At 36.2% G+C, this 22,737-nt stretch carries 18 protein-coding genes; 14 read left to right on the forward strand and 4 right to left on the reverse strand.

What is annotated here, in order from left to right; translation table 11 throughout:
• Positions 1–239: 239 nt before the first annotated feature.
• Positions 240–803: a dicarboxylate/amino acid:cation symporter gene (locus ES765_RS15165; RefSeq protein ID WP_317131431.1), complete on the forward strand. Its 564-nt coding sequence runs from the start codon at positions 240–242 to the stop codon at positions 801–803.
• 190 nt (positions 804–993) lie between these two features.
• Positions 994–1,833: a sterol desaturase family protein gene (locus ES765_RS15170; RefSeq protein WP_138115159.1), complete on the forward strand. Its 840-nt coding sequence runs from the start codon at positions 994–996 to the stop codon at positions 1,831–1,833.
• A gap of 3 nt (positions 1,834–1,836) precedes the next feature.
• On the opposite strand, the gene ES765_RS15175 is transcribed toward ES765_RS15170, so the two are convergent.
• Positions 1,837–3,072 carry an exo-beta-N-acetylmuramidase NamZ domain-containing protein gene (locus tag ES765_RS15175; RefSeq protein WP_138115207.1) on the reverse strand — a complete coding sequence of 412 codons (1,236 nt, stop codon included), beginning with the start codon at positions 3,070–3,072 and terminating at the stop codon, positions 1,837–1,839.
• A 3-nt stretch (positions 3,073–3,075) separates the two neighbouring features.
• On the opposite strand from ES765_RS15175, the gene ES765_RS15180 reads away from it, so the two are divergent.
• The 8 genes from ES765_RS15180 (at position 3,076) to ES765_RS15215 (ending at position 11,129) form a co-directional block, all read left to right on the forward strand.
• Positions 3,076–4,317 carry an ABC transporter permease gene (locus ES765_RS15180; protein WP_138115160.1) on the forward strand — a complete coding sequence of 414 codons (1,242 nt, stop codon included), beginning with the start codon at positions 3,076–3,078 and terminating at the stop codon, positions 4,315–4,317.
• Between the two features lie 76 nt (positions 4,318–4,393).
• Positions 4,394–5,689: a M20/M25/M40 family metallo-hydrolase gene (locus ES765_RS15185; RefSeq protein ID WP_138115161.1), complete on the forward strand. Its 1,296-nt coding sequence runs from the start codon at positions 4,394–4,396 to the stop codon at positions 5,687–5,689.
• Complete coding sequence (locus ES765_RS15190; RefSeq protein WP_138115162.1) at positions 5,682–6,467, forward strand: aldose 1-epimerase; 786 nt, start codon at positions 5,682–5,684, stop codon at positions 6,465–6,467. The genes ES765_RS15185 and ES765_RS15190 overlap by 8 nt, the downstream gene beginning before the upstream one ends.
• A 29-nt stretch (positions 6,468–6,496) precedes the next feature.
• Positions 6,497–7,264 carry an SOS response-associated peptidase gene (locus ES765_RS15195; RefSeq protein ID WP_138115163.1) on the forward strand — a complete coding sequence of 256 codons (768 nt, stop codon included), beginning with the start codon at positions 6,497–6,499 and terminating at the stop codon, positions 7,262–7,264.
• A complete protein-coding gene (locus ES765_RS15200) occupies positions 7,265–7,567 on the forward strand; it encodes a TfoX/Sxy family protein (protein WP_138115164.1) in 303 nt (100 codons plus the stop codon). It abuts the gene before it with no gap.
• A gap of 88 nt (positions 7,568–7,655) precedes the next feature.
• Positions 7,656–9,392 (forward strand): SulP family inorganic anion transporter, encoded by a 1,737-nt coding sequence (locus ES765_RS15205; protein WP_138115165.1) that lies wholly within the window; start codon positions 7,656–7,658, stop codon positions 9,390–9,392.
• A gap of 63 nt (positions 9,393–9,455) precedes the next feature.
• A complete protein-coding gene (locus tag ES765_RS15210) occupies positions 9,456–10,865 on the forward strand; it encodes an MBL fold metallo-hydrolase (RefSeq protein WP_138115166.1) in 1,410 nt (469 codons plus the stop codon).
• Between the two features lie 81 nt (positions 10,866–10,946).
• On the forward strand, positions 10,947–11,129 hold the full coding sequence (locus ES765_RS15215; protein ID WP_138115167.1) for a hypothetical protein: 183 nt from the start codon (positions 10,947–10,949) through the stop codon (positions 11,127–11,129).
• A 106-nt stretch (positions 11,130–11,235) separates the two neighbouring features.
• On the opposite strand, the gene ES765_RS15220 is transcribed toward ES765_RS15215, so the two are convergent.
• Together ES765_RS15220 and ES765_RS15225 are read right to left on the reverse strand one after the other, a co-directional pair.
• Positions 11,236–12,600 (reverse strand): exonuclease domain-containing protein, encoded by a 1,365-nt coding sequence (locus tag ES765_RS15220; protein ID WP_138115168.1) that lies wholly within the window; start codon positions 12,598–12,600, stop codon positions 11,236–11,238.
• 420 nt (positions 12,601–13,020) lie between these two features.
• Positions 13,021–13,239, reverse strand: a complete 219-nt coding sequence (locus ES765_RS15225; RefSeq protein WP_138115169.1) for a hypothetical protein — start codon at positions 13,237–13,239, stop codon at positions 13,021–13,023.
• 405 nt (positions 13,240–13,644) lie between these two features.
• Between ES765_RS15225 and ES765_RS15230 the strand changes: the two genes are divergently transcribed.
• Positions 13,645–14,736, forward strand: a complete 1,092-nt coding sequence (locus ES765_RS15230) for an LTA synthase family protein (RefSeq protein WP_138115170.1) — start codon at positions 13,645–13,647, stop codon at positions 14,734–14,736.
• Positions 14,737–14,916: 180 nt separating this feature from the next.
• Here ES765_RS15230 and ES765_RS15235 read toward each other — a convergent pair whose 3' ends face one another.
• Positions 14,917–15,147 carry a hypothetical protein gene (locus ES765_RS15235; protein WP_138115171.1) on the reverse strand — a complete coding sequence of 77 codons (231 nt, stop codon included), beginning with the start codon at positions 15,145–15,147 and terminating at the stop codon, positions 14,917–14,919.
• 247 nt (positions 15,148–15,394) lie between these two features.
• Between ES765_RS15235 and ES765_RS15240 the strand changes: the two genes are divergently transcribed.
• The 3 genes from ES765_RS15240 to ES765_RS15250 all read left to right on the forward strand — a co-directional run bounded on the left by ES765_RS15240 (position 15,395) and on the right by ES765_RS15250 (position 22,257).
• Positions 15,395–17,176 (forward strand): alkaline phosphatase, encoded by a 1,782-nt coding sequence (locus ES765_RS15240; protein ID WP_249356497.1) that lies wholly within the window; start codon positions 15,395–15,397, stop codon positions 17,174–17,176.
• 300 nt (positions 17,177–17,476) lie between these two features.
• Positions 17,477–20,467 (forward strand): SusC/RagA family TonB-linked outer membrane protein, encoded by a 2,991-nt coding sequence (locus ES765_RS15245; protein WP_138115172.1) that lies wholly within the window; start codon positions 17,477–17,479, stop codon positions 20,465–20,467.
• A gap of 44 nt (positions 20,468–20,511) precedes the next feature.
• On the forward strand, positions 20,512–22,257 hold the full coding sequence (locus ES765_RS15250) for a RagB/SusD family nutrient uptake outer membrane protein (protein WP_138115173.1): 1,746 nt from the start codon (positions 20,512–20,514) through the stop codon (positions 22,255–22,257).
• Positions 22,258–22,737 lie beyond the last annotated feature (480 nt).

Here is a 22,737-nt window from a genome sequence, read left to right on the forward strand (position 1 = left end):
ACTGAAAGCTATGGCAAAATACAAATGGTACTTATCAAATCTGGTCGCTTTTATAAGACTCAACCTTTTTGTTAAGGTAGACCTCCAAAAATGGCTCGACCACCCTTTTCAAGACCATCCGCCGCCTAAACAAAATATCGTACAGGGGGTTCTATTCTGAAAAAAACCAAAACGGTAGCTTTAGGTCAATGAAAACAGTAAAGTTATTCATTCTTGAAAACGTTTAGGACAGGATTGGCTTGCTTCTATTAATGATATTTTATTTGTCACTGGTATTCCTTGTTGTAAAGAAAAATCCACTAAACTTTTTACAAGCTATACGAGAACCTCAATTATTAGCATTTTCAACCGCCAGTTCAGCTGCTGTTATGCCTATTTCGATGAAAACAGCCGATGAAAAATTGGGAGTATCCTCTAATATTAGTGACTTTGTAATTCCTGTTGGAGCCACTATTAATATGGACGGAACTGCATTGTTTCAATGTGTAACCACTATTTTTATGGCACAAGCATACGGCATTGAATTGTCCCTTATTAATTTAGTATTAATCACTTTTACGGTGGTAGCTGCTTCCATAGGAACACCTGCCATTCCAGGCGGTGGCGTTATTATTCTTGCATCTGTATTACAGAGTGCAGGAATTCCTATTGATGGACTAATCGTTATTATAGGGATAGACCGTATTTTGGGAATGTTTAGAACAGCAGTTAATGTAACTGGAGATTTAACGGCCTGTATGATTTTCAATACGTTTTATGGTGATGTTTCAAACGTAAAAACCAAAGTCGAACGTACCCTATAATTAATTTCGGGCGTATTTTTCCTTCTAAAAATCTATGCTTATTTCGTTTTTGACTCTAAAATCTTGCGTATTTCCAGTGCCTCAACCTATCATAGTTTAAAAGTTATCTAAAAGCTTGACATAAAGAAGTGACTATTTCAGTAAAGCCCAAACAACCATCAACGAACAATGATTTTAGTATATTTAGAACATGGAACAACTCATAGCCTATTTTGAAACGATACCGGCTGCCCATCGGTCTTTAATTTTGGTAGGCGGAATCACTTTCTTTTGGATATTAGAAGGGATTGTTCCTTTGTTTAATGGGAGTTACAATAAATGGAAGCACTCCTTACCTAACTTCTTTTTTACACTAACCACAATCGTGATTAATTTTCCGTTAGCATTTTTATTGTTGAAAACATCCGATTGGGCTGTAGCGAATGATTTTGGTATTATCAATTGGTTGCCGGCAATGCCATTATGGGCGTATGTTTTTTTAGGGGTAGCCTTGTTAGATTTAATTGGTGCCTACTTGGCGCATTGGGTAGAGCATAAAGTAAAACCGCTGTGGATGGTGCATTTGGTGCATCATACAGATCATAATGTTGATACGACTACTGCAAACAGACATCATCCATTAGAAAGTTTGATTCGTTATGTTTTTACTTTAGTTGGTGTTTTTGTGGTCGGAGCACCCATCGGAATTATAATGTTGTATCAAAGTGTATCGGTGGTACTTTCTCAGTTTAATCATGCCAATATAAAATTACCAAAAGGGGTGGATAAAGCATTGAGTTATGTGTTGATATCACCAGATATGCATAAAGTGCACCATCATTATATGCTGCCGTATACCGATAGTAATTATGGGAATATATTCTCGTGGTGGGACCGGATATTCGGTACGCATATGCATTTAGATAGAGAAGCAATTGTCTATGGAGTAGATACGTTTCCTGATGCTATTGAAAATAGAAAAATCAGTTCATTGTTGAAATACCCTTTTGTGAACTATCGTAAGCCTACTGCAGCTGAGGTTGTTGAATAAAATTTAATATCGTACGTACTTCGCACGTATCTTTTTGAATTTCTCCAAATCTGCTTGCCAAGATTCTTTTATTTCGGCATTCGAAAGTCCCGCTTCAATTTGTTGTTGCAATTTTTTGGTTCCTGCATGTTTTGTAAAACCACTTGTGAGGAATACGTTGCTTTTATCTTTTGAATTATGATACCCATCAATGACATATTTCATAGTGACTTCGTTCCTCCGCTGGGTTTTAGAGAGGTCTTTCCCGTAACATAATTTACCTTCCTCTTTTGGATGTTTCGAACCAAAATTTGGTTCGGGCGTATAGGTGAACGTATACGCTGTACTGTCTAAAAATGAAGCGCCATAGCGCTGAAATTGAAATTCCGTTCCACGACCTGCATTAATATTGGTTCCTTCAAAAAGGCCAAGACTCGGATAAAGCGTAATGGAAACATCATTAGGCAGGTTAGGAGAGGGGCGAATGGGCAAGCTGTAAAAACTATCATGTGTCCATTTTTCTAATGGAATGACGGTCAAATCTGTTTTTTTACCATTTTCCATCCATCCTTCATCATTAATCATAGTTGCATATTCGCCAATGGTCATGCCATAGACTAAGGGAATTTTTGTCATCCCTAAGAAAGAAGTATGGTCTGCCTCCATGGTTGGTCCGTCTACATAATGTCCGTTTGGGTTTGGTCTATCTAACACTAGTACTGGAATGCCCTTTTCTGCACAGGCTTCCATGACCAACTGCAATGTGGCTATATACGTGTAAAAACGAACCCCTACATCTTGTATGTCAAAAAGTACCATATCTAAACCCTCCAATTGTTCTTGACTCGGTTTTCTGTTTTTGCCGTATAAAGAAATTAGAGGTAAACCAGTTTTCGTATCTGTACTATTTTTCACATGCTCCCCGGCATCGGCTTGGCCTCTAAATCCATGTTCAGGGGCAAAAACTTTTTTGATGTTAATTTCCAGCGAAAGCAATGAATCTACCAAATGCGTATGGCCTTCCGTTTTGAATACAACACTGGTCTGGTTGGCGACTACCCCTATACGCTTTCCTTGTAGAATGGGAATATACGCATCGGTTCTATTAGCGGCAACAACCACGTCTTTTACTGATTTTTCGGTTTGGTTGGCAACGCTTGAACTGGTCGTAGCAGCCTTTTTGTCTGTTTCGTTTCCGCAGGTGGCTAATACTAAAAACCATAATAAAACTGTACTTTTGAAATTGGATAAAAATAACATCATTTGAATCTAGAATATTTTATCGCCAAACGGCTTATAAAGGGTAAGGAGCATAAAATTAGTATATCTGCACCAATAATAAAAATAGCGATTGCTGCAATTGCTATTGGTGTAATAATGATGTTAATTGCCATAGCAACAGGGCTGGGGTTAAAGGAGAAAATTCGTGAAAAAGTGACCGCATTTAATGGTCATGTTCAAATCTACAATTACGATAATAATAATTCTGAAGTTTCTGTTGTGCCTGTAAGCACGGAACAGGAGTTTTATCCCGATTTTAAGACGGTAGATGGCATTGTCCATATTCAAGCAGTTGCCACAAAAGCGGGAATTATTAGAACGGAAGAAACCTTTGAGGGTATTATTGCCAAAGGTGTTGGTAAGGATTATAATTGGTCTGCATTAGAAGAATATTTAGTGGATGGAGTTTTACCTGAGTATAACGGTGATTTGAATTCTGATGTAATAATATCCCGAATCATGGCGAACCGTTTGAACCTTAATGTAGGGGATTCTTTCTTTACATTTTTTCTAAGGGATGATACAGTCGACAGAATACCTAACCAACGAAAATTTAATATCACCGGAATTTACGATAGCGGATTTGAAGAAATTGACGGACTTTATATTTTTATCGATATCCGCCATATTCAACATATGAATAAATGGACCGATACCGAGGTTGGTAACTTTGAGGTATTTCTGAACAGTTTTGATGATATCGATGAAAAAAGCAATGAGATATACGGACAAACAGTTTCTAGCTTAGATACCAGGACCATCAAAGATAAATACTATAAGATTTTTGAATGGATAGGCTTGTTCGATTTTAATATCGCCTTGATCATTGGGATTATGATAATAGTAGGGGGTATCAATATGATAACTGCCTTGTTGGTTTTAATTCTAGAACGAACACCAATGATTGGAATTCTAAAAGCGTTAGGCACTACGAACTGGAGCATTCGTAAAGTGTTTTTATACAATGCCGCCTACCTAATTGGAGTTGGGCTTTTTTGGGGGAACCTTATCGGACTCGGAATTATTTTTCTACAAGAGAAATTTAGGATATTAAAGTTTCCCAACCCGAAGGAGTACTATATTGAATATATTCCAGTAAGCATCGATGTGTCGACAATCGTACTTTTAAATGTAGGGGTGTTGCTACTTTGTCTTTTAATGTTATTGATACCTTCGTACATTATTACTAGAATAACTCCGGTGAAGGCAATTCGATTTGAATAGGAATAGTGTGAAAGCAAAATTTATTTTTATCTTTTTTTCTTTCTCTTTTTGGTAAATTTGATGTAAAACATACTACATGCGTCAAAAGATATTTCTTACCGTTATTACTGCTTTTTTCTTAGTTGGAGTAAATGCTCAAAAGCTATCAAAAACAGAAAAGAAGATAATTAAAAACATAGAACAGAATAATGCCGAGGCAATTTCCTTTTTAGAAAAGGTCGTTAATATCAATAGCGGCACATTGAATTTGAAAGGAGTAGAAAAAGTAGGTCAAGAATTCGCAAGTGCCTTTGAAGACATAGGATTTGAAAGTACGTGGATACCCATGCCGGAGGAAATGAATAGGGGCGGACATTTATTTGCGGAAATTAAAGGGTCTAAAGGAAAGAAGCTACTACTAATAGGACATTTAGATACGGTTTTTGAAGAGGATAGTCCGTTTCAAACTTTTGAAATGGTCAATGATTCTATAGCCCATGCCCCTGGCGGTAATGATATGAAAGGTGGTGATATAATTGTACTCTATGCATTAAAAGCTTTAAGAGAAAACGGGTTGTTGAACGATGCTCAGATTATTGTTGCCTTTACAGGCGATGAAGAAAGTGCTGGAGATCCACTTGAAGAGAGTCGAAAAGATTTGATTGAAGCAGCTAAAAGAAGTGATATAGCCTTAGGTTTTGAAACTTCTACAGGTTTTAACTACGCAACTGTAGCGCGTAGAGGTTCATCAGATTGGAAGGTCGAAGTAGAAGGTAAGCGAGCACATTCTTCAGGGATATTTAATGAAGATACCGGGGCAGGAGCCATTTTTGAAATGTCACGGATTTTAAATGGATTTTATACGGATGTAAAAGGTGAAGACTTATTGACCTTCAATCCGGGTACGTTACTTGGTGGTACATTTGTTGAGTTTGACGACATGACGAGTAAGGGAACTGTTTTTGGGAAAACCAATGTTGTTGCTCAGAAAGCCGAAGTTCGTGGCGGACTCCGTTTTATATCCGAAGAACAAAAAGAGCGTACACGAGATAAAATGCGAGAAATAGTGGCGAATAATCTACCACAGACTACCGCTAATATAAGTTTTAACGATAGTTACCCTGCCATGCAACCTACCCCAGGTAACGAAGCTTTATTAGTGAAATTGAACGAAGTAAGTTTAGATTTACAGCAAGGTGAGGTTTTAGCTTATGACCCAGGTAAGCGCGGCGCTGCAGATACATCGTTTGTTGCTAAATATGTTGATTGCTTAGATGGTTTAGGCACTATGGGAAATGCAGCCCATACACCCGAAGAAACGGTCAACCTAAATACGATTGAAGCACTTACAAAAAGAACGGCACTATTAATATATAGATTAATCCATGAGTAATACTACAGAACTTCAAGTTGGTAATCAAAAGGTTAAAATTGTAGCCGGGGAATTGGTAGGGTATCAAGTTTCTGGTCACGAATTTATGCATCAAAAGGGAAATCCTGGTTGGCGTAATGTTGATACGGAAATGTTTCCTGTTATTGGGCCAACGAACGAGGCAGATTTTAAGGTCACTACGGCGAAGGGTGATGCCATACAAGACCAGCATGGTCTACTTAGGGAGATGAGCTATTCTTTAACTGAAAAGTCTGACAATAAAGCAGTTTTCACAAAGAAGTATACCGCAAATAAGGAAGTGTTAAATTCAAAATATCCGAATAAATCTACTGAGGCAAAATTGAGTTGGCCGTACAATTTTGAATTTGAAAAGTCCTATGAATTGAAGGAGGACGAATTAGTACTCACCTTTACGATTACTGGGGAAGAAGGAATGCCTTTTATGTTGGGGTATCATCCTGCATTTATGCTACATTCAGAAAATGCAGTGATTTCTACCGATACGAATGATTTTTCTATAGCTGAGGTTATGGAAGTGGGTAGTAGGGCCTTGCACGTGCCAGATGCCAATGTGATACGATTGAAAGATGACCGCAAACTGCAAATTACAACTGAAGGCTTTAAACATTTTATGTTGTGGACAGAAGTGCCAAATATGGTTTGTATAGAACCCATTACTTTTTACCCATATGCAGTTGCACAGGAAAATATAGCAGACGGATTTATAGTTTTAAAAAATAAACCCATGCACTTTAAAGTAGCGATAAAGCCCATGTAGTTTTATAGTTTACACCTAAATTTGGTAGTATGTGTTACGATATAAAAACTAGTTTAGGGGCCCAATTAAAACGAGCGACAAGAAATCTGGATTTAAAAGCAATAGAGGAAATAAGTGAAAAGTTAGCTCCGCTAACCGATTTGCCGCTCTACCACGCTTCTGGATTTTCACATCCAAAGGTGCTAATTTATACAAATGAAGATTCTTTTTACCCAACTGTAGCTACTTGGGGTCTAATACCACATTGGGTTAAGAATCTCGAGCAACAACAGAAAATTTGGAACAGTACTTTAAATGCTAGGGTAGAAACCATTTTTGAAAAACCTGCATTTAGGGATGCTGCAAATGAAAAACGATGCATCGTATATGTTGATGGTTTTTACGAGCATTACCATTATAATAATGAGGTGTACCCATTCTTTATTAAACAGAAAAATAAAGAACCATTAGCACTTGCCGCACTTTGGTCTGAATGGATAAACCCGCAGCATGGAGGTGCAATTAAATCATTTTCAATCGTGACCACCATTGGGAACGAAATTATGGGAAAAATTCATAATAATCCAAAATTGAATGAACCACGAATGCCATTGATACTTGCAGAAGATATGGAATCGCAATGGTTGGCAGTAAATGATACTATTGAAAACGAGCTAAAATTACTAGTCAAAAATCACTCATCAGTAGTGTTAAAAGCACATACCGTAAGTAAATTACGAGGTAAAAGTTACTCCGGTAATGTTTCAGAAATATCCGATTACGTAAAATACAAGGAACTTGCATTAATAGTTGATTAGGTGGCGTACAGTGAACATTTGGCAAATCGTCTTCGGCAACGATTAAAGGGCAATGGGGCTATTGAGGAGAAAAAGATGATGGGCGGTCTCACATTTGTGGTCAGTGGTAAAATGTTTATAGGTATTCTAAAGGATAAAAAAAGGCAGGAAGATAGACTGATGGTTTGCGTACGTAAATTGAATTATAAAGAACTGCTTCAAAAATCAGAGAGTAAATCTATGGACTTTACAGGCAAGCCGCTTCGAGGTTTTTTATTTATAGAGCCTAATGGTTTTGAGAGTGAAGATGATTTGGATTATTAAAGCACTGGAGTTCAACAAACTTCTTACCCAATGAGGCTATAGTTTTAAATGGTTATTCTAAGCCCTATTAAATGATTAAATTTACCTTGTGAGGAATGTATTGCCTTTTTTGGATTGGGTGTCTACCTATAAAAAATCCTATTTTATTAAAGATTTGCTGGCAGGCTTAACCGTAGGCATTGTTTTGGTACCTCAGGGTATGGCCTACGCAATGATAGCAGGGTTACCTCCAGTACACGGACTTTATGCGTCTTTGTTTCCTGTTTTTACGTATGCGCTTTTAGGAACTTCAAGAAAAATAGCTGTTGGCCCGGTGGCTATGGACTCATTATTGGTCGCTGTAGGCTTGGGGACTTTAGCGATAACTGGCGTTGAAAATTATATAAAAATGGTCGTTGTTTTAGCACTAATGGTAGGTGCTATACAATTGGTGTTAGGGGTGCTCAGAATGGGTTTTTTGGTCAACTTCCTTTCCAAGCCAGTTATTAGTGGTTTTACTTCTGCTGCTGCAATTATCATTGTTTCGAGTCAGTTGAAACATCTATTAGGAATATCAGTAGAGGGTAGTACTAAAATCTATCAGACCGTGCCTAACATATTCTTTAAATTAGGTGAAATTAATTGGTTTGATTTTGGTATTGGTCTGGTAGGAATAGGGGTGTTGATAGGTTTTAAAAAATGGAATAAAAAAATCCCGGGTATTTTGATAATCGTAGTTGTGGGAATCTTGGCAGCATACCTTTTTCAAATGGAAAACTATGGAATTAAGTTGGTAGGTGACGTGCCTAAGGGTTTGCCAACCATGGTTATCCCTACTTTAAATTTAAATGATGTTCAGCAGTTATGGCCTATTGCAGTTGCTCTAGCGCTGGTAGGTTATTTGGAGGCGATTTCAATAGGGAAAGCTTTAGAAGATAAAAGTGGAGAGGAAACCATTAAGCCGAATCAAGAATTAATTGCCTTGGGGGCCTCGAATATAGTCGGTTCGCTTTTTCAAGGGTATCCGGTAACTGCTAGCTTTTCAAGATCGGCTATAAGTTATGATGCTGGAACAAAGACCAATTTGTCTGCTATATTTAGTGTTCTATTAGTGGTACTTACTTTGTTATTTTTAACGCCGCTGTTTCAATACCTGCCTATTACAGTTTTGGCCAGTATTATTATGGTTTCGGTAGTTAAACTTATAGATGTAGATTATTGCAAAAACCTATGGATCAACAGAAAAGATGAATTTGTTGTGCTATTAATTACCTTTTTTATAACGTTGTTTATTGGTATTACAGAAGGTATTTTAATCGGTGTTTTATGTTCATTATTACTCATGGTATACAGAACATCTAAACCACATTTTGTGGAGATAGGTAATATTGGTAATTCAGATTACTACAAGAATGTAATTCGATTTGCCGATGAGGTTGTTGTGCGTAATGAGTTGTTGATTGTACGGTTTGATTCACAATTATATTTTGGTAATTCTGGCTTTTTTAAAAAGGAGTTATTAAAACATATGAGGGCAAAAGGTCCTAATTTGAAGGGTATTATTTTAAATGCGGAATCTATAAATTATATTGATGCATCCGCTGCAGATATGTTAACTAAGCTAATTCATGATATTCGTGAAAGCGGCAAACAATTTTATATTGCTGGGGCTATTGGGCCAACGCGCGATATTATTTTTAATACAGGCATTATTAAAGAACTACAGCGCGAATTTCTGTTTGTAAAAACGAAGGAAGCGGTAGATTTTTTTGATAACCCTAATGAAGTATCGTTATTGGCAGCCAAAGTAGCGTATGAGAATAGTAGAATGGCAAAGTTAAAATGATGCATTAGTATTTGTGTTTTTAGGGCTATAAAAAGATTAGTTAATAGATTACAATAGTAAAAGATGAACATAGAACAGATATATACAGGTTGTTTGGCTCAAGGAGCTTACTATATAGAAAGTGAAGGAGAGGTAGCTATCATAGACCCCTTACGTGAAGTTGCACCCTATATGGAACGGGCAAAAAACGACAATGCTAAAATCAAGTATATTTTTGAAACACATTTTCATGCTGATTTTGTGAGTGGTCATGTTACGTTGTCCAAAGAAACGGGAGCACCAATTATTTACGGGCCTACTGCAAAGACCTCTTTTGAAGCTATTATTGCTGAGGACGGTCAAGAGTTTAAATTAGGGAAACTAACGTTTAAGGTTTTGCATACTCCAGGGCATACAATGGAAAGTACCACCTATTTGCTAAAGGATGAAAAAGGTAAAGACATAGCTATTTTTTCTGGGGATACTTTGTTTTTGGGAGATGTTGGGAGACCTGATTTAGCTCAAAAATCAGCTGATATGACACAAGAGCAATTGGCAGGAACTTTATTCGATAGCTTACGGATTAAAATCATGCCTTTGGCAGATGATGTAATCGTATATCCTGCACATGGTGCCGGATCTGCTTGTGGTAAGAATATGATGAAAGAAACGGTCGATACCTTAGGGAACCAAAAGAAAATGAACTACGCATTAAGGGCCGATATGACCAAGGCGGAATTTGTAAAAGAAGTTACCGATGGTTTATTGCCGCCTCCAAAATATTTCCCTCTAAATGTTAAGATGAACAAGGAAGGATATGAAGATATAGAAAAGGTACTGAATCGCGGTACACGTGAGCTTTCGCCGAATGAGTTTGAACGCGTAGCGAATGAGACAGAAGCTTTGGTGTTAGATGTAAGACACCAAGACGAATATGTAAAAGGGCATATACCTAGGTCTATATTTATCGGTCTAAATGGAGATTTTGCCCCTTGGGTCGGAGCCTTAATTGCCGATACAAAACAGCCTTTACTTTTGGTAAGTCCAGAAGGGATGGAACAAGAGGCGATTACAAGATTGTCTAGAGTAGGATTTGATGCCTCTATCGGATTTTTAAAGGGGGGTATTGATGCATGGAAATTAGCAGGAAAAGAAACGGATCATATTGTGTCGATTACGGCAAATGAGGCAAAAAATAAAATTGAGGAGAAAAATAGTAAGGTCTTTGATGTGCGTAAGATAGGTGAATTTCAAAGTGAACATGTTCTGAATGCGGAAAGCACACCTTTGAGCGAATTGAATATCCATTTAACGGAATTTCCTAAAAACAGAAATTTCTTAGTTCATTGTGCTGGAGGATATCGATCTGTAATTGCATCCTCTATTTTGAAGAGTCGTGGTATTCATAATCTAATAGATGTAAAAGGTGGATTTGGAGCGCTTAAAAAAGTAGGAGTAAAGACAACAGATTTTATTTGTCCGACAACATTATAAATGGGACGATAAATTTTGTCGTAATTTTTTAAAAAAAGTACATATTAATTGATATATTTAAGTGGGATTTGAATTAAAGCTATGTTTAAAAATTTTGTAGACCGTATTGGGGTAATGAATATCATTATGATATTGGTAGTAATATCTATAATTATAGTTTCGGAAATTCTTTTCTTATCAGGAAAAAAATTGGATGCTATATTCATCGCATTTTGGGCACCTACCATTCTTGGTTTTATGAATTACCTAAAGTATAAGAAATAGTGGAGTTTGTATTCATATATTCGACTTTTGTATCCATAGTTTTTATGGCGTGGTTGCTCTTTGTAATTAGAATGTATAAGAAAATGAAAGATTAACTTTTTGATACTTATAAGGAATAAATCGCATTTGGATTTTTCCTCAAATAACTTTCAACTATTCTTTGTGTTTCTAGTGTATTTTTCTGTGGAATTATAAACAATTCTAAATCTTCTATATGTTCAATAGCGGTTTCCTTTGGTGCGAAACCATATCCGGCATAACTATTCTCTCGTATAATAACAAAGGCATTTTCATCGGTATTTCGTCCTTTTGTTTTTATGACCAAATCTGATTGTATTTGTTTTAAACTATCAAGCGCCTCTTGTACACGTTGATTATAAGGTAGTGCAAGGTCAAGGTTAGAACATATGCCAATGCATGGTTTAATCTTATAGTGAGAGCAAACGGTAACATTCTCTTGCAAGTGGCAGTACTTCGGACAAAGCTCAAACATGCTACATAAAGCTTCTATATACTGTCGCGCTTCGGTAGGACTGTAGCATATAGCTAATGGATTAGGAGTCATTTTTATTTTATTAAAGGCCAAATGAATAACCCCATTACGGTCCTCGTAGCTAAAAATGCCATACTGTTGAATTGACCTTTTTTGTGCACTATTATATTTAGGATAATGGTGCTTGATTTCTGCAGATTCTTTTAATAAAGCAATTAGCTCATTTCCTGTTTCTTCAAAGTCTAAAGATGCAGTTTCTGAGCATAGCGTAATCTCTTTTGTCTTTTTGTTATAAAAATGACCTAACACCCTTTTTTTAATATTAAGGGCTTTTCCAACATAAATTATTTTCCCTTTTACATCTTTAAAGTAATAAATACCGGGGGTGATTGGAAGTTTTTCATATTCCTCCCTTGGTAGACCAGGAGGTAATGTAGCTTCCTGTGATTTTGAATTTAGGAATAATTTGAAAACATTTTCGGCATCTTTAGTCCTTAAAAGTTTATGGAATAATAACACCGTTGCATGGGCATCGCCCCTGGCTCTGTGCCTATCTGTTAATGGTATGTCTAAAGCTGCTGTTAATTTACCCAAACTATACGAATGGTACCCTGGCAGTAATTTTCTTGATAAACGAACTGTACAGAGTTTTTTTCTAGCGAAATCATGTCCGAGTAGCTTGAACTCATTTTTGATAACATTGTAATCGAAATTAACACTATGGGCTACAAAGATTGTGTCCTTGGTAATTGCTTCGATTTCTGGGATAATCTCCTCCAAAAGGGGTGCATTACGCACCATATTATTGTCTATTCCAGTGAGTCCGGTGATGAACGAGGATATTTCACATTGCGGATTTACCAATGAGGTGTATTCATCTACAACGTGATGACCATCATATTTGAAAATGGAAATCTCGGTTATCTTATTGCCTTTAACACCGTTTCCGGTAGTTTCTATGTCAATGATAGTGTACAAAAAATGAATCTAATTTAGATGCGTAAAGTTAGGGGATTTTTATAGATGTTATTTATTTGATACGCAGTTTGAGTAACTTGTACAGCGTAATTTACATGTTGAAACTGGCGGTGGTTTCATTTTCGTTCTTTGTATGTTTCTAACTAGGTGTCAATAGTAGAACACCGCCATCAGTTACAGGGTGAGTACCACTGGGTTTTTATCGTTTTTTGAAGATCCTAAAATTGTAGGAGGCCAAGAAAAACCGGTTACCGAATCTGTGCCCGTTATATATTGGTCATCGTATTTTTTTTAGAAATACGAACTACTTTAAAGCTTGAGCTGAAAAGTAATAGTGCAGGCTAGTTTTTTAATACTGGTTTAGAATTTTGGGTAGAATCGAGTTAGGTGATTCGTTCTTTGTCCTTACGTGGAAAAAGTTTATTGCTTTTTTTCTACCGTATCTGAAGTGATGTTATTTATCACAGCTACATCAACAGGGCTTTTAACAAGGTTGTTAGTTGAAAGTAATTTGGTAGTGGTATCACGAACAACATATTCTGAGACAAGGTCGTAATCCTTTCCGCAAGAGGTTAAACTTAAACTTGATACGATAACGACTAAAGGGACGAAAAAGGTTTTGGAAAAATGCAACTTCATGTAATGTTAATAAATTTTATTAAGCTTGGATATTAACCCATATCGAAAATATTTAAACTATCTCTAATAACGACGAAAAGTTCATTTTATTCGACGAAATGCATTAATAAAGTTATTATATTAAATTGTTGATAACATTATAAGATTTTCGTTTCGCATATTTGTTTTAGCAAAAAAGCCGGTGTACCACCTTTTTGAAATTAAATGAAGTACTTCGTTTTAATTGCATTACATATTAATTAGCCTACAAAAATTACGGTAAATAATTCCTTGGAACAGTCAAATGAAATTTAACTTCATAATCACACCTTCAGAAAGTGGTATCTCTTTTTCAAGTCCTATATTTATCAAAACCTTTTACGGATTGATTGTAAAAACCTGCACAGTCCTTTAAACAAACATGAAATGAAAAATAAATTAATCATTGTATTCCTTTTTATACAAATGGGTATGCTAGGTATCCAAGCCCAGAATGATAACACCAAAATAATTTTGATAACCTTAGATGGTTTACGTTGGCAAGAACTATTTACCGGTGCAGACCCGCTATTGGTAACTAACGAAAACTATGTGCATGATACAAAAGGGTTGAAGAAAAAGTTCTGGCGTGAAACTGAGAATGAGCGTCGAGAGGCGTTGCTACCATTTGTTTGGTCTCAAATTGTACAGCAAGGTCAAATTCATGGCAATAGAACATTAGGTAGTAAGGTAGACCTCACCAACAAAATGTGGTTTAGTTATCCTGGGTATAATGAGATATTAACGGGTAGGGCAGATGATACCCGTATCACTAGTAATGACAAAATTAATAATCCGAATACCACTGTTTTAGAAATTGCTAACCGTGATGAACGGTTTAAAGGGAGAGTTGCGGCTTTTGGTAGTTGGGATGTCTTTCCGTTTATTATTAATGAAGAGCGATCTGTAGTTCCTGTTAATGCAGGTTTTGAATTGGCAAAAGGCCATAATCTAACGGATCGTGAAAAATTTCTGAATAAGTTGCAACCCACCATTCCTAGTCCTTGGGGGTCTGTCCGTCTCGATGCATTTACACATCATTATGCTATTGAAGAGATGAAGAAAAATCATCCAGAGTTATTGTATATCGCCTATGGGGAAACCGATGATTTTGCACATGACGGCGATTATGAAGCCTATTTAAATTCTGCATACACAACCGACGGATTTATTGAAGATATGTGGAAATTTACACAGCAAGATTCTTTTTATAAAAATCAGACTTTGTTTATTATCACAACAGATCATGGTCGAGGAACAGATCCATTGGAGACTTGGAAAGGTCATGGCGAAGGAGTATCTGGAGCTGGCGGTGTGTGGATGATGTTATTTGGTAAAGGAGTTTCCATAAAAGGAGAAGTTGCAAAATCAGAGCAACTATATAGCAATCAGATTGCCCCAACTATTTTAAAAGAATTAGGTATAAAAATACCACCGAATGATATGCCAGGTAAAATATTGAATTTAAAGTTACCTTAATGTTTACTTAAACTTAAAACTAATAAATGTGCGCATCTTCGCAGCAAGTTTGAATTAGTTTGAGTAAGTTGAATAACCGGTGCATAGTTCTTGATGCGTCGGTTATTTTTTTTGGATATGATTTACGGAACAGGAAAAGGGAATAATCAATTAAAAGAAGGCGTCTTCTTTATTTTAAGCTTATAAATTAACTTTTATCTCATTAGTTTTATATATCTGTGTTCGTAGTAGATTTTGAAAAATACGAACAATCCGTTCTTGATGATTTTCAGGAATGCGGCCGCCGATAATCCAATTTTTCCGAATCTGCTTGGTGCTTTCCTGATTAAACTCTGTCAGTAAGCACTCTAGGGCTTCTTGGCGCGTTTCATCGTTCATTTTACTGAACATTTGTTTTATGTTTTCGGTCATGGTTGGTAATGGTCGTTATCAAAAGTAAATAAAAAAGCGGTTCTGTAAACGAACTTTCAAGGATAGATATCATCAAAATTTAAATAACTTAATCTTTCCTTAATCTTTCCTTAATCTTTCCTTGACCTTTACTTAAACCGAATGTGATTTTTAGATTTAAAATTTGCAATGCGTAAGATTACGCTTAGGTTTGAAAAATAGCAAACCTTTTATATGCCGTAAATGGCCTTTTAAACCCTTGTTTTTTATGAAATATAAAATACTACTTTCAATTTACGTGTTTGTGTTAGGTATGTATACTGGCATAGCCCAAGACTATAAGGTGCATTCTCATAACGATTATATGCAGAATATTCCTTTTTGGAAAGCTTTCGCTGCTGAGGTGGAATCAATCGAGGTAGATGTTTTTTTGCAGGATGGTAAATTGTTAGTGGCGCATGAGTTGAATGAAGCAGATGAGAATAGAACATTACAGCAGTTGTACTTAGAGCCATTAAAGCGGACTTTAGAGATAGGACAATTTGATGCTAAATCATTACAATTATTAATTGATGTTAAGTCTGATGCATACACTACACTCGATGCTATTGTTGTTAGTTTGAAAGAATACCCAATGATTATCGATAATCAAAACATCTCTATCGTGATTTCTGGTAATAGGCCAAACCCATCCGAATATGTAAATTATCCGCAGTTCATTTTATTTGACTATCAGAGTCTAGTTCCAATTACTGACGAGCATATTCTAGAGAAAATCGGGATGGTAAGTTTGAGTTTTACAAACTTTTCAGAATGGAACGGCAAAGGACGAATGACTGCGAAAGATTACAAAAAGGTGACCGAAGTAATCGCTAAGGCACATGAGTTGAAAAAACCATTTCGATTTTGGGCAACGCCAGATTCTAAATCGGCTTGGAAAGTTTTTGCAGCTATGGGTGTAGATTTCATTAATACAGATATGCCCTACGAATGTGTTTCGTATCTAAATACAATAGAAGAAAGGGTGGTTCAAAATACTGTTTTTTCAAAAGTGTATCATCCGACTTTTGAATCGGATAAGAAAAAACGGAAACCTAAAAATGTTATTTTATTAATTGGCGATGGTAATGGTCTTGCTCAGATTTCGTCTGCTACATTGGCAAATAACGGGGAGCTCTCTTTAACCCAATTAAAAAGTGTAGGCTTTCTAAAAACACAATCTGCAGATGATTTTACAACAGATTCAGCAGGTGCAGGTACAGCATTATCCACAGGAGAAATAACAAATAACAGAGCTATAGGTACAGATGTTAACGGTGAGACCATTCCAAATCTCGCAGAGATTCTTACAGAAAAAGGCTTTAATGCCGGGGTTATTTCTACAGATGAAATAACGGGCGCTACACCTTCTTCGTTTTATGCACATCGCGCAGATCGTGGTATGGTAGCGGGTATTGCCGCAGATTTCAATAAAAATCAGTTAAAATTGTTTATTGCTAAAAAAAGTACTGAGGTAGAAGGAATTGAAGATGCAGGCTTTACAATGATGACCGATATAGATGCAATCGGTAAGAGCTCTGATGATAAGGTAGGTTCGTGGCTAATTTATGATGAAGGAGAATCATTAGCAGTTCATGTTGAAAAATTAGCATCAGTTACTAAGAACGGAATAGCTTTTCTAAACAAAAAGAAGAAGCCTTTTTTCTTAATGGCCGAAGGTGCTAGAATTGATAGTTATGGGCATACTAATAATATAAGCGGAATCATTACTGAAAGTATTTCGTTTGATAAGGCAATAACCGAGGCCTTAAAATTTGCCGATGCCGATAAAAACACATTAGTTATTGTTACAGCAGATCATGAAACTGGCGGATTAACACTGCCACAAGGCAATTTAGCCAAACATGAGATTGAAGCCGATTTCACTACAGGCGACCATACCGGTATTATGGTGCCAATTTTCGCATACGGCCCAATGTCTCATGAGTTTCAAGGGGTTTATGAAAACAACAAAGTTTTTCATAAGATAATGAAGGTATTGGGGCTTTAGAAGCAATAGTCTTACAATCGAAATCTACAAAAATTCAAATGCTAACTAATAGGGGAAATGTATTCATTTCCCCTATTAGTTTATGGTTAAAAAAAGCCTAAGTTTTTTATTTAACAGTTTTATAATACAGGTAGTCTTAGCATATAATTTCCTAATGTAAGGGTGATTTTAAGTTAACAGTAAGTAGCATCTCTACATCTACTTTTGCAACTTGAAAATGAGACCTAAGAATTTAGGGAGCATTTAAACTAGTTGAATTTTCACCTAATTATTTTATCAATTTTTATTAAACCAAACTGTATGAAAAAACTAAAATTTTTAATGCATTTCTGTTTATTTGGCTTTGCTTCCATGGTATGGGCGCAAGACACTATTTCAGGAGTGGTAACAGATGAGTTCGGGCAACCCTTACCAGGTTCGACTGTTCAAATTAAAGGAACCCGTACTGGTTCCACAACAGATTTTGACGGTAATTATGTAGTTAGCGTCAGTGGCAACGATGTGTTGATTATATCTTATTTAGGGTATTCAACATTAGAAGTGCCTGTTAATGATCAAACTACCATTAACGTACAATTAAAAGAAGATGCCACTCAATTAGATGACGTGGTTGTTGTGGGGTATGGTACCCAAAGAAGATCCGATATTACGGGCTCAATTTCTTCTGTAAAAAGTGAAGATTTCAATCAGGGTGTAGTTACAAACCCAGGTGAGCTTTTACAGGGTAAAATGGCAGGTGTTAACATCACCTCAAATAGTGGGGAACCTGGTGCTTCACAAAATGTAATAATTAGAGGTATTGGTAGTTTGCGATCGGGTACACAACCGCTTTATGTTGTAGATGGTTTTTTATTGGATAATTCATCTACAGGTTTTGCTTCAAATCCACTTAACTTTCTTAACCCTAACGATATTGCAAGTATTGATGTGTTGAAAGATGCCAGTGCAACGGCGGTTTACGGATCCAGGGCATCTAACGGTGTTGTAGTTATAACGACCAAAAGAGGACGAGTGGGGAAAACAGAAATGAGCCTATCCCTTTCTACCGCAGCATCCTCTATGTCTAATACTATAGACGTTTTTAACGCCGATGAATTTCGTGCCCAAGTAGTTGCTAGTGGTGGTTCATTAGAAGATTATGGAGGTAATACCGATTGGCAAGATGAATTATCACAAACTGGCATCTCTAAGAACCTTAACTTTTCTATGAGTGGTGCTGAAAGTGATAAATCCGCATACTTCGCATCGGTGGGCTATCAAGATCAAGAAGGTATTTTAAAGAATAGTAACCTAACGCGTTATTCAGGTAAATTAAATATTAATCAAAAGGCGTTTAACGGTAAGGTAAATATTGATTACAACCTAACGGCTACGCATACCGAAAACTTACGCCCAGCTATTAATTCTATAATTAGCGATATGCTTGGTTTAAACCCTACAATACCAACGTATACGAATGGTGAGCCCACATTGTTGAATACAAATGCTTTAAATCCTATTACTAGGTATAATATTTATAGCGATGAGGCTGTAAACAACCGCATTTTAGCTAGTATTTCTCCTTCAATAGAAATTGTAAAAGGACTAACCTATAAGTTAAATTTTGGTGTTGATTATTCAAGTACAAATAGAGACCGACAGTACAAACCCTATACTTCGGTTATAAACGAGTCTGATATTTCTAATGGTGATGTCGTTACTACTTTGAGTACGAATACCAATCAACTTACGGAGAATACACTTACGTATAATTGGAATAGCCGTGTTCACAATCTTGTTTTATTGGCTGGACATTCTTACCAAAAGTTTTTGGATGAGACCAGACAATTTTCATACAGAGGTTTTGCAGATAACAATGTTGAGCCAAAGTATCAAGACCAGTCTAGTTCAGACAAATATCCTACTTCAGTTAGCTCGTCTGCATTTAAGAACGAATTACAATCTTATTTTGGGAGGGTAAATTATTCTTATGACAGTAAATATTTGTTAACAGCAACGCTTCGTGCAGATGGGTCTTCAAAGTTTGGGGATAACAGAAAATATGGTTATTTCCCTTCAGTTGCTTTAGGATGGAATATTAGCAACGAAAAATTCATGGAAAATTCAATTTTCAACAACTTAAAATTACGTTCAAGCTGGGGTCAAACGGGTAACCAAGAGATTCCCTCTAAGATTACACAGGCAAGTTATTCTGAGAATCGACTAATTACCGGTAGCCAAAGTTTAAACACATATCCTATAGATACTAATTCCACCTCGATAGATGGCTATCCTTATGGTATTGTGTATACACGTTTGGCAAATCCAGAGCTTCAATGGGAGGTTTCTACGCAAGTAAGTGTTGGTATTGATTTTGCACTTTTCGATTACCGATTATCGGGTACTTTAGACTATTTCAATAAGGAGTCTTCTAATATATTATTAGAGGTTGTTACTTCTGATCCTGTTGAACCAACTTCTACATACTGGGATAATATCGATGGTATGAAAATTAAAAATAGCGGTATTGAATTAGCGCTAGATTACAATAGCGACGCAACAAAAGAGTTCTCTTATAATATTGGTGGTAATATAACCTATATTCAAAATAAGGTTAAAGATTCTCCGTATTCAGTATTGACTACAGGTTCTGCTCAGGGTTCCGGTCAAACCGGTGCAACTATTAACGGTTATATTAATAATGAATCTATCGGTTCATTCTATATGTTTCAATTTGATGGTATAGGTGGCGATGGTCTTAATGTGTTTAGGGACATCAATGGAGATGGTGAAATTTTAGAGAATGACCGAAGTGTTGTTGGTAGTGCAATTCCTAAATTCATTTACGCGTATTATTTTAATGTCAAATACAAGGCTTTTGATTTAGGATTAAACTTTAATGGTGTAGCAGGTAATAAAGTATACAATCACACTAAAATGTCACTTTTCACTAAGGCACAAATATCAAGATCTGTAAACACAACAGATTTTGCAGTTCAGTACCCTAACGAGTCTACAAGTAATTCTAATACGATTTCTACACGTTATTTAGAAGATGGCTCATTCGTAAGATTGAATAATGCAACATTAGCCTACACCTTAAGTTCAGATAAAATAGGTTTAGCTGATGCGTTTCAAAATATTCGTTTTTCAGTAACAGGTCAAAATTTATTTACCATAACAGATTATTCAGGATTTGACCCAGAAGTTAATTCTGGTTCAACTTCTGGCGGAATTCAAACATTTGGAGTGGATTACTACACCTACCCAAAAGCAAGAACGTTTTTAGTAGGCCTTAACTTAACCTTTTAAGTAACAAGAGATTCTTTAAAAAATAAGCATCATAATAAAATAATATGAAAAATATAAAATTTAATGAAATACTTCCTTTGGTCGTATTCCTACTAACATTTTTAAGTTGTACAGATTTAGAGGAAGAAATACTTGATGAGTCTTTGACCGGTACTGGTGAGGCAGAAGTGGTTAGTGGGTCTTTGGCTCCGGTATATGGAAATCTACGTGCAGTATGGTATCATACTGTTAATTTCGGACTTCAAGAAGTTGCCTCGGATGAGGCCATACTTCCGTATCGTGGAGGTACCGATTGGTACGATGGCGGAAAGTTTATAGCTGTACATCAACATTTAATGACTCCAAGTAATGGTCTAGTAACAGATACTTGGAACAATGTTACCTTAACCTTATCAAGAGCAGTAGTTGCCATCGAAAGGTTAAATGCTGAAGCTGAAATGGGGAATGCAAATGCACAGAAGGCAATTTATGAAATGGTAGCTATGAAAGCCTACCTAAACTTAATGGCACTTGATAACTGGGGTGTTGTTTTCAAAAAGGAAAGTTCAGATCAGATTTCTGAAATTCTTAGGGGGCAAAAAGCTATAACTTATATTGAAAGTGAACTTCTATCTGTTGTAGATGGTATTTCAGAAGATAATAATCCTGGCCGTTTGAACAAAAATTCAGTAAGTGCTTTATTGGCTCGTTTATATTTGAATGCTGCTGTTTATCGTGATCCTTATGGCTCGCCTGCTTTTCAAAAAGAGGATATGGATAAGGTGATTCAATATACCAATAATATTATTTCTGGACCTTATTCTTTGTCTGAAGAGTATTTTGAATTATTTAATGACGATAATCATGATAACTCTGAGCTGATTTTTGCCTTAGACCAAAGAGGTGTATTGCAAACTGACCATAGCCGATGGGCATATTGGTCAATGTCTGGTGATCAAGTTCCACGACCAGAGGTGCCAAGTTCTAGGGGTACAGATGCTGTTTCGGCCACGCCTGATTTTTATCAGACTTGGGTTGATGCATATGGAGAAGTTGATCCAGCAGATGCCGATTCTCGCTTCTTTCAAGAGAACACGGTTATACCAGATGATTTGAAGGACCTTACAGGTGTAAATCCAACGAACGATTCAGAGCATTATTATTGTATAGAGGCCGAAGAGTTTGAAGTTGATAGAGGTGTTCTGCGTAATATTATATGGGGACCTAGAAAAGATGAAAGTGGTAATATCTTGGCTTGTGATGATGGTACGGTAAGAATATATCCTGTCATCAATAGAATAACTAGTGGTGCAGACATACGTTATGTTGATCACTCCCTTAAAGTTGATTTTTCAGCAGAGGGAAGCTTACATAATGCGGGACACCGATTTTCGAAATATCAGTTTAGTCATGCCGCTACCAATTGCTGCTCTTACAGCGATGTTGATTTAGTGTTGATTCGATTAGGTGAGATTTATTTAATGCGTGCTGAGGCTAAATTGAGAAATGGCGACATAGATGGTGCATTAGCAGATGTAAATGCATTAAGAGCTTCGAGAACGGCGCGCCCAGAACAAACTCCAGATGCATTGACTAGTATAGATCTTGATATCTTGTTCCGTGAAACTGGCTTTGAGTTGTATTGGGAAGGTTTTAGACGTAATTATCAAATACGATTTGGTAAATATGAAGATAGTTGGACAGAGAAAACGGATACCGATGTAAACCACAGATTATTCCCAATTCCACAAAGTGCAGTTGATGGGGCTTCTGATATAAATGGATTCTTAGTTCAGAACCCAGGATATTAAATAACGTTTTAGCATAGATGAATGCGGCAAGAAATTATATTTCTTGCCGTATTTTTTTGACGTAATTGTTAATATTAGTGGTATTGGTATAACCCATAATAGTTTATATCCGTTATGTATTTTGAATAGCTTCTCTAAAATGAGTATCAATCCGAGATATTTTTTTAAAATATGATGTAAAAAAAATGCCCCACTCGCCTACTGAACAGGCAGGTCTCAAGAACCGATTTAGTGATTGAAGGTTTTTGATATATTTTATTTCCAAAGAAAAATTGGAAATAAATCACTCCTTTAGACTTGTATTATTTAATCAAAATGTACAGCGGGTAGTTTGTAAACTCCACAGTTTAGTATTTAAAGATTTAGGTTGTAACTATATTAACTATAGCGTTCCGTTTATTGTCTTTGGATGTAAAGCAGAATAGTTGAAAGAGGAAATTAAAATTACCTTCATGGCAGATGTGTATAATGTAAATGTTA

It is taken from the genome of Maribacter sp. ACAM166, from assembly GCF_005771495.1.
Lineage (GTDB): Bacteria > Bacteroidota > Bacteroidia > Flavobacteriales > Flavobacteriaceae > Maribacter.